Raw genomic sequence first — 7,313 nt, forward strand, 5'->3', positions numbered from 1 at the left:
TTCGTAAAAATGAAATTATCAGCACAAAAAATACTAAGGCCTCGTTTAACGGGGCCTTTATTTTATTATCTCTATTTTATTCCTCTTAATCTCTTCATTTTTAATGGGATCATACTCCTCATGCAAAACAGAACGCCCTAAACGGAATACACTTGTTGTTGTGTATTCACACATTTTTTTTAAATAAATATTTTTCAAAGTACATCAAGCCCACTTATGTCTCTGGAAAAGATTTGAATATTTTAGGCTCTGATGTTCAAGCAACGGATAAACTCCTCTTGCAAGCTGAGAGGAATGTTTCGATTGATGCCACACGCAACAGCATGGACAATCAGAGTGGGAGTGAAACATCTCATGTTGCTTTACACAATGGCTCTCATCTAAGTTCTGGAAAAGAGACCACTGTTCTATCGGGTGGCGATATCCATATTGCTGCTTCCGATATAGATGCCAAGGGCAATGTTGGTCTTGGTGCCCAAGGGGAAATAGCGATAGGGGTAAGAAACGATGAGATGGAGTATCATCTTCGCACCAAAAACACGAAAGTGGATATGCAAGCCTCTCATGCCGTTGGATCTTCGATAAAATCGGGAGGTGACACCACTGTCATTGCAGGGCAGGATGGCAAACCGCATGATCTTAGCATTACAGGTAGTTCCATTGCGGCTGATGGCAAGGTAGGGCTGAAAGCCAGCAACGATGTCCTGATCAATAATGCAGAGGATAGCTTACATTATGAGATGTCGTACCATAAAGAGGGTGGAGCATTTAGTAGCAGCAAATCTGAGCATAACAAGATGGATGTGCGCCAAGTTGTGGGGTCAAGCATAACAGGGGGTGAAGGCATTGCCATTGACTCAGGAAATAACACGGAAGTTGTCGCCTCGACGCTCTCATAGCCGGTAAGGCAGAGGAAACATCAGGAGAGAAAGCACTGGGAGATCAAAAACAAGCGGATATTACTATTCACTCTGGGGGAAAGATTGTCATCAAAGGCGCCCAAGAACACTTGGACCAGCAAGCACAATCGTCATCAAGTGGCTTTTTGCATGAGAAATCGTCCGATAGTTCTCAATCGCATACCACAACGGTCTCCTCTATCCTTGGGGCAACGGGCAACATCGTGTTAGACGCACAAGGAGAAGCCAAGATTTCTGCTTCTCATCTGCTTTCCGGTCAAGATATCAATGTGAGCGGAGAAAATGTGACGATTGATGGCATGCAAGATCACCATAAAAGCCATTCAGAGACCCATGAAACAGGTTTTGGTGTAGGATCAGGCAAGGGCTTTGTGTCGATATACGGGAGTGAGGGAAAGACAGAAAATGAAGAGAGTTTTGAGCATCAAGGTTCTTCTCTCAATGCGGATGGTACGATCAATATCACTGCCAAGAAAAAAGATGTGAAAATTGTTGGCTCTGATCTTGCAGGGGAAAATGTTAATCTTACCGCAGCGCATGATGTGAATGTTTCACCTGGTCATAATAGCCATAAGTCAAACTCTGTAGAAGAACGTACAGGCTTTGGCATTCAGTTTGAAAAGAGCAACAGCGGTTCTTCTGTAGGTGTTGGAATTGCAAGCGCCAAAGATACGGGCGATCAATGGGAAACCACTTCCACACAATCAGACATCACGGCACGCCAAGATGTGCAGATTACTGCTGACAATGATGTGAATTTACAAGCAGCCATTGTTTCGGCGGATCGTGATGTCAACATGGATGCCGGCAATAATATCACCCTATCAGAAAGCTATGATACCTCTAACGCAAAAGAAAAGCATGAAAAGTCTTTTGCTGGTGTGACAGGCTCTGTCAATGTGGGCATTCTTGGTACAGTAAAAGATGTAAAGGATGCAGCCAAACGTTTTGGTCATGGGGATACAAAACACAAAATCGGCAATGGTCTTATTGCTGGTCTAAAAGGCTATGATCTCTATAGCAAAGGCAAAGGTCTTTATAATGAGATGAAGGGTGGAAACCTTAAACAGTCTATTCGTGATATTGCTGATGTTTCTGCTAGCGTAACCGTGGGCTTTAAGACAGAGAAGGCAGAAGCCTCTGTTCAGACCTCTACTGCGGTAACAGGTACAATAGAAGCAGGACGCGCTGTTAATATGCAAGCCCACAAAGGCAGCATCCATGGTGTTGGAGCCGATATTATCGCTGGTACCAATCCAGTCTATGCAAATGATGAGCAGAGTGGGAATGCTACATTTATATGCAATCAATAACTTATATAAAGGTAAGGGAATTTTAATTCCATTGATTTTATTAACTTATTTTTATGTCTATCCCGAACTTTTTTATAGCTTATTCTCAATCATTTTATCCAAATATGTAATCAGATTTTCCAGTATCTTACTTGACTCTTATTTTTATAAATCGTATAGTGATAGTATACGATAAGGGGTGCTAATGGCAATTGTGAGTTTCAGACATAAGGGCTTAAAATTATTTTATACAACAGGTTCCACAAAAGCTATTCGACCAGATCACGTAAAGAAATTACGCGTTATCTTAACGGCTTTAACAAGTGCTACTACGCCCGAAATGTTGAAAGCACCTGCCTTTAAAATGCATCCTCTTAAAGGTGAACTTACAGGATACTATTCTATATGGGTGAATGGAAATTGGCGTGTTACTTTTCGCTTTATAGGAACAGATGTGGAGCTTGTTGATTATCAAGATTACCATTGATGAAAGGAACAAAAATAATGATGCATAACCCCGCACATCCGGGCGAAGTTCTAAAAGTAGCTTTCTTAGACGAAATGGGGATAACAATACAAAAGTTAGCTAATCATCTCCATATGACAAGAGCTTCTCTATCAAGAGTGATTAACGGACATGCCTCTATGAGTACCGAACTTGCAGTGAAATTAGAACTAGCTGGTTTTAGTAAAGCGAAATTTTGGCTGGATATGCAAACAAATTATAATTTATGGCAAACAATGCAACAGACACAACCACCTATTTCTCCTCTGGTTTCTGAAGCACATCAAACGTCGCTTTGATTTCGTTTATAATTTTGACGGGGCTTTAGTTTTTTAGCTTCCGCCCGTTGCTCTAACCTTTTTGAAGTTTTTTAATGTCTTCTATTGCAAGGCGTTTTCTATCGGCTGTTTTGGTATAAAGAGATGCCATTTTATCTTCTGTCCAGCCAAAAAGCGCTTTCATTTGCGAAACTGTCGCACCAGCATTGGCTGCACGTGTTGCTGCTAATTTTCGCAATCCGTGCGCTGATTTTTTAATACCCGCCGCATTACATGCTTCACGAAAGAGGTTGCCAAAACTTTCTTTGACAAGCTTATTTCCACCTTTACCACAAATGAATGTTTCATTACCTATGGGACCAATTTTAAGGGTTTCCTCTAGTTCTGGTAAAATAGGAAGAAAAACATCTGTTTTAAATTGGCTCTTTTCTGTTTTGAGATAAATGATATTATCTTTGACGTCTTTCCAGCCGATACGAACGGCATCACCACGACGCAAGCCTGTATAAAGAAGAACATCAATCCAGACGCGTTCATGTGTACCATGTGACCAACGGTGATAATATTTGTCTATGTCCTCTTCTAGCCATGGAAGCAATCCCCCACTGTTTAAAGATTTTGGTGCTTTTATATTAAAGGCAGGATTTCTATTTAAAAGGGCATTATCAACCGCCCAATTAAAGAGACCGTTTAAAGAGGTCAAAAAATGTTTTGCCGCCGCGGGGGTCTCTCGCCTTCTGTCTACGGCTTCAAGAATGTGTTGTTTGTTTATGCTTTTATATGCACGATCACCGATATGTTTAGAAACATTATTCAGAATTCGATATTTAACTTTTTTAGTGGATTCTGATTGATTATGCCATTGCATGCTTTGTAAATACTGATGCAACAACCAATCGAAAGACCCTTCTGTGAGTCTGGTACGCCTCTTTGTTTTGGAGGAGCCATTTTGCGCTTGTTTAATAGCCAGCATATAATTGTCAACAAACTCTTGCGTTCCATAGGTTCCTTCAATCCGAAACCGTGGTCCATGACCAATACGTACATACCATATAACTTTACCATGGCGTGTACGTTCACGAACAAGATGCGGTGGACGGCGTTTTGGCATGGCTAAAACTTTATACCGTCGACAGAGGGGCAACTTTTGCTGGTCTCGTAGTCTTCTTGCTCGTTTTCAAGTGGTGGAAAATCGTCAATGCTATAAGTATTATCTGTCGTTGTTGGTGTTATGGTTTTATTGATATGAATTAATAATTCCCCTGTAGGTTTGATTTCTATGAGTTCACATCCTTGTTTTTTAGCTTCTCTTAAAGCACGAGCAATAGCTGGTTGCGTGATAGTAGGTGGGCGGTGTGGCATGTTTATTCCCCTTCATTTTAGATGTAATTCACTCGTGGCGTGAATCACGCTGGTGTTAAAATTTTGTTTGTGTTGCTAGAAAGGAATGTCGTCTTTTGCTGAAGAGTCGCCGTTCTGGGCGGTCATAGTTCGTTTACAAGCTTCTGAATTATCATAAATTTTTGTATCGCCATAAATTCTTGAATCATTATCGATAACCACATTTCCATAAATTTCTACGCTTCCAAAAATATGACCTCCATATATTTTGACGTTATTATAAATTTTTGCATTTCCAAAAATCTCTGCATTATAAGCAACTTGTGCGTTATCAAAAACCTTAGCGCTATCGTAAATATTGGCAAACAAATACGCCTTGGCATCATTATAAATCCAACAATCGTTTTCATGACTTAAATTGTCTTCATGCTCTATAAAGCCGCCAAGATCACCTGCCTTTACATCTCCAAAGTCTTTCAATGCACGGATGCGGTAAAGCGTAATGTATCCATCAAACTCAATTGTTTCATCAGTCAGTTCGTATTTTCTCATCTGGTTTGTTCTCTAGTTGAGATTCTTCTATCGCCATCAATCCAGTCGTCCCAACATACACATGCTTCACCGTAAATTTTTGCATGACCGTAAACATGCGCATCACCGTAAACTTGCGCATTGCCGTAAACACGCGCCCCATCGTAAATGTATGCCTCACCGTAAACTTTTGCTTCTCCATAAATTTCTGCACGACCGTAAACGCGCGCTTCATCGAAAACGTGTGCGCTCTCGTAAACATGTGCATTATCGGAAACTTTTGCTTCATCGAAAACAAGTGCATTGCCATAAACACGTGCATCTCCAAAAACACAAGCCTTATACCAAATCCAACAATTGCCCTCATGGGATAAGTTGCCTTCATGCTCTATAAGACCGCCTAGGTCGTCTGCTTTAATACCACCAAAGTCTCGTAAGGCACGAATGCGGTGGAAAGTTTTGCCATCAACCTCAGTTGTTTCATCAGTAAGTTCATATTTCTTTTCCATGGTTTATTTCCTTGATTTGCGCACAATCCACCCGTAGCGTGAATCATGCATTACTTAAAAGTTGTTAGTAAATGGGTGGGGGTGCTGGGAGGAGAGAGCACCCCCATAGGTTTAAGAAGCTTTTGCCAAAATCTTTTGCATCTCTTGTTCTATTTCCCCTAAAAAGATTTCGACCGCTTTATTAATCTCTTCAATGTATTGCTCATCACGGTTGATGCGTTTGATTTTCATTCTCAAACCAGTAGATCTGCCTACAAAGTTTGGATTATAGCTCATGAAATCACACCACTTTCGTCCTGTACAAGCCATTTGGAATTGCATTTGTGCGTGATATTCAGGCTTGATTTCGTCATACATAAAAAAACGAAGATGAGTTGTTGATTGTGGACATTTGACTTCAATTAAACCGTCCTCTCCAATGAACCCATCAGGACTTGCACCCGCCATTTTCATTTTTGGGTGTGGGATAAACCCGCATCTTGTGACTTCTGTGTCATAAATGAATTCATATTCTCTCAAGGCATTCTCTTCATGTTCAATGCCCCATTGCATAGCCGCTGTTGTATAAGATTGGCTTATTCCCTCTATTAAGCGTTCTGTCATGAGTTTGATTTTGTAGTCTTCATATTTACTTGTAGGCAAACCTTTTGCTGTCTTACTGAGTACGTTGTAAACGTTTGAAGCAGTGACTTTACCCAAGCGCGCTTGAAACCATTCTGCTGTTCTTTGTTTCATCTCACACCGCCGTTTGTTGCTCTTGTGGCGTTGCTATATCGGCATCTTGTATAGTAGAATCTGTTTCTACCTTTTGCTTGTTTTGTTTCTTTTTCAAAAGATGCAATACCGTTTGTGCTTGTCCTTCAGACATATCGTCAAGCTTTTTGACGTCGACATAAGCAAATATTTTTTCTTCTTCTGCTTGGGTTTGTACGATGAGTCTTCTGATTTCATTGATCTGTTGTGGAAAAGCCTTTTTAATAGGTGTGTTCCCATCCGTATCATCATCTTCACTCACGACATTAAGAAGCATACCTAACAGATATCTGCGTGCGTATGTGATTGCAGAACCAACCGATTGTATATTTGACTTGCATCCTTTCGTGTCATAAGGAAACTTTCCTTCTGTTGAGATTTTATTTCCAGACGGATGCGTCAAAGTCATTTCTATAATTATATTGTCTGAACTCTGTTCTTTGATACGAGAAAACAAAGCAAATCGGTGTTTTGCAAGAGTATTTTTTACAGCATCAATGTACTGGTCAAGGGTTGCATATTGGCTGTTTGTATGGGTGTTTGTAGAGTTTTTTTGTATTTTTTGATATTCTATTTGCATATTCGAAAGATCACTGGCAAATCTTTCGTAGTTTTGTCGTTCTATTTCTTTTTCTCGTAAGGCAATGAGACGCTCGAGACGGTCCATATCGACGTCATTTCCTAAGGCTTTATTTAAAATGCGTTCCATAGCAGTTTGTTCGACGGCTAAATGATGTGGTTCTTCAATTTCTGTTAGGTTAGTGTTTTGTTCCCTCATCTTGATTTCCTCCTATTTGAGCGCAATTCCCCCGTGGCGTGAATCACGCTTGTTTTAAAAAGTTGTTTGTGTGGTTAGAAACGGTTTATAGAGATACTATAAGATTAGTCGTTCGTATTTCTTTTCCATAATTGTTGCTCTTAATGCATGCTTTGTCTTTTAAGCTCTTGAGACAGCACACCAATTCCTTTTGCTGTGACTTTTGCGCAAGGAATGACTTTTTCTATTCCACTTGCGGTTTGAAGTGTGATGGTTGGACAATCCATAAGTTTCTTTTGGATTTTGTCTTGATAAGGAAGCAAATTTCCACCTGCTGCTCGTCTGTAAACCCACCCTTTTTGCTGTAAGAATTGAATGAATTGTTTTGGTTGCATCTCGAGTATTTTAGCGGCTTCTGTAAGACTGA

General features: G+C 40.3%; 9 protein-coding genes and 1 pseudogene. 3 read left to right on the forward strand and 7 right to left on the reverse strand.

All coding sequences use genetic code 11. The annotated features are described in order from the left end of the window. Window positions 1–212: 212 nt before the first annotated feature. The 3 genes and pseudogenes from ACFINR_RS03680 to ACFINR_RS03690 all read left to right on the forward strand — a co-directional run. Window positions 213–2,209: pseudogene (locus ACFINR_RS03680) on the forward strand (hemagglutinin repeat-containing protein); the annotation flags it as partial. A gap of 208 nt (window positions 2,210–2,417) precedes the next feature. Beyond that, window positions 2,418–2,699 carry a type II toxin-antitoxin system RelE/ParE family toxin gene (locus tag ACFINR_RS03685; protein WP_183194586.1) on the forward strand — a complete coding sequence of 94 codons (282 nt, stop codon included), beginning with the start codon at window positions 2,418–2,420 and terminating at the stop codon, window positions 2,697–2,699. 17 nt (window positions 2,700–2,716) lie between these two features. After that, on the forward strand, window positions 2,717–3,016 hold the full coding sequence (locus ACFINR_RS03690; RefSeq protein ID WP_183194585.1) for a HigA family addiction module antitoxin: 300 nt from the start codon (window positions 2,717–2,719) through the stop codon (window positions 3,014–3,016). Between the two features lie 52 nt (window positions 3,017–3,068). Here the strand turns inward: ACFINR_RS03690 and ACFINR_RS03695 are convergent, their stop codons facing one another. From ACFINR_RS03695 to ACFINR_RS03725, 7 genes are all read right to left on the reverse strand, one after another. After that, window positions 3,069–4,106 carry a tyrosine-type recombinase/integrase gene (locus tag ACFINR_RS03695; protein WP_375652526.1) on the reverse strand — a complete coding sequence of 346 codons (1,038 nt, stop codon included), beginning with the start codon at window positions 4,104–4,106 and terminating at the stop codon, window positions 3,069–3,071. A gap of 2 nt (window positions 4,107–4,108) precedes the next feature. Then, window positions 4,109–4,357 carry a hypothetical protein gene (locus ACFINR_RS03700; RefSeq protein ID WP_015857131.1) on the reverse strand — a complete coding sequence of 83 codons (249 nt, stop codon included), beginning with the start codon at window positions 4,355–4,357 and terminating at the stop codon, window positions 4,109–4,111. Between the two features lie 75 nt (window positions 4,358–4,432). Next, entirely contained in the window at window positions 4,433–4,888 is a 456-nt protein-coding gene (locus ACFINR_RS03705) for a hypothetical protein (protein WP_015856311.1), read from the reverse strand. Then, window positions 4,885–5,376 (reverse strand): hypothetical protein, encoded by a 492-nt coding sequence (locus ACFINR_RS03710; RefSeq protein ID WP_375652530.1) that lies wholly within the window; start codon window positions 5,374–5,376, stop codon window positions 4,885–4,887. Before ACFINR_RS03710 ends, ACFINR_RS03705 begins: the two co-directional genes overlap by 4 nt. 111 nt (window positions 5,377–5,487) lie before the next feature. Then, the gene (locus ACFINR_RS03715) at window positions 5,488–6,111 is read right to left on the reverse strand and encodes a lambda exonuclease family protein (protein ID WP_375652532.1); all 624 of its coding nucleotides are present in this window, start codon (window positions 6,109–6,111) and stop codon (window positions 5,488–5,490) included. Between the two features lies 1 nt (window position 6,112). Continuing rightward, on the reverse strand, window positions 6,113–6,907 hold the full coding sequence (locus ACFINR_RS03720) for an ERF family protein (RefSeq protein WP_375652535.1): 795 nt from the start codon (window positions 6,905–6,907) through the stop codon (window positions 6,113–6,115). Between the two features lie 140 nt (window positions 6,908–7,047). Next, window positions 7,048–7,313 (reverse strand): phage antirepressor KilAC domain-containing protein (locus ACFINR_RS03725; RefSeq protein WP_375652539.1); only part of this gene is annotated, 266 nt, incomplete at its 5' end.

This window comes from Bartonella sp. AP19HLJMH (genome assembly GCF_042196245.1).
Classification (GTDB): Bacteria; Pseudomonadota; Alphaproteobacteria; order Rhizobiales; family Rhizobiaceae; genus Bartonella.

What these genes read in the sequence shown, in the direction of transcription:
- ACFINR_RS03685 (WP_183194586.1), top strand. Translation starts at nt 2,418, where the DNA reads ATGGCAATTGTGAGTTTCAGACATAAGGGCTTAAAATTATTTTATACA.
- ACFINR_RS03690 (WP_183194585.1), top strand. Translation starts at nt 2,717, where the DNA reads ATGATGCATAACCCCGCACATCCGGGCGAAGTTCTAAAAGTAGCTTTC.
- ACFINR_RS03695 (WP_375652526.1), bottom strand. Translation starts at nt 4,106, where the DNA reads ATGCCAAAACGCCGTCCACCGCATCTTGTTCGTGAACGTACACGCCAT.
- ACFINR_RS03700 (WP_015857131.1), bottom strand. Translation starts at nt 4,357, where the DNA reads ATGCCACACCGCCCACCTACTATCACGCAACCAGCTATTGCTCGTGCT.
- ACFINR_RS03705 (WP_015856311.1), bottom strand. Translation starts at nt 4,888, where the DNA reads ATGAGAAAATACGAACTGACTGATGAAACAATTGAGTTTGATGGATAC.
- ACFINR_RS03710 (WP_375652530.1), bottom strand. Translation starts at nt 5,376, where the DNA reads ATGGAAAAGAAATATGAACTTACTGATGAAACAACTGAGGTTGATGGC.
- ACFINR_RS03715 (WP_375652532.1), bottom strand. Translation starts at nt 6,111, where the DNA reads ATGAAACAAAGAACAGCAGAATGGTTTCAAGCGCGCTTGGGTAAAGTC.
- ACFINR_RS03720 (WP_375652535.1), bottom strand. Translation starts at nt 6,907, where the DNA reads ATGAGGGAACAAAACACTAACCTAACAGAAATTGAAGAACCACATCAT.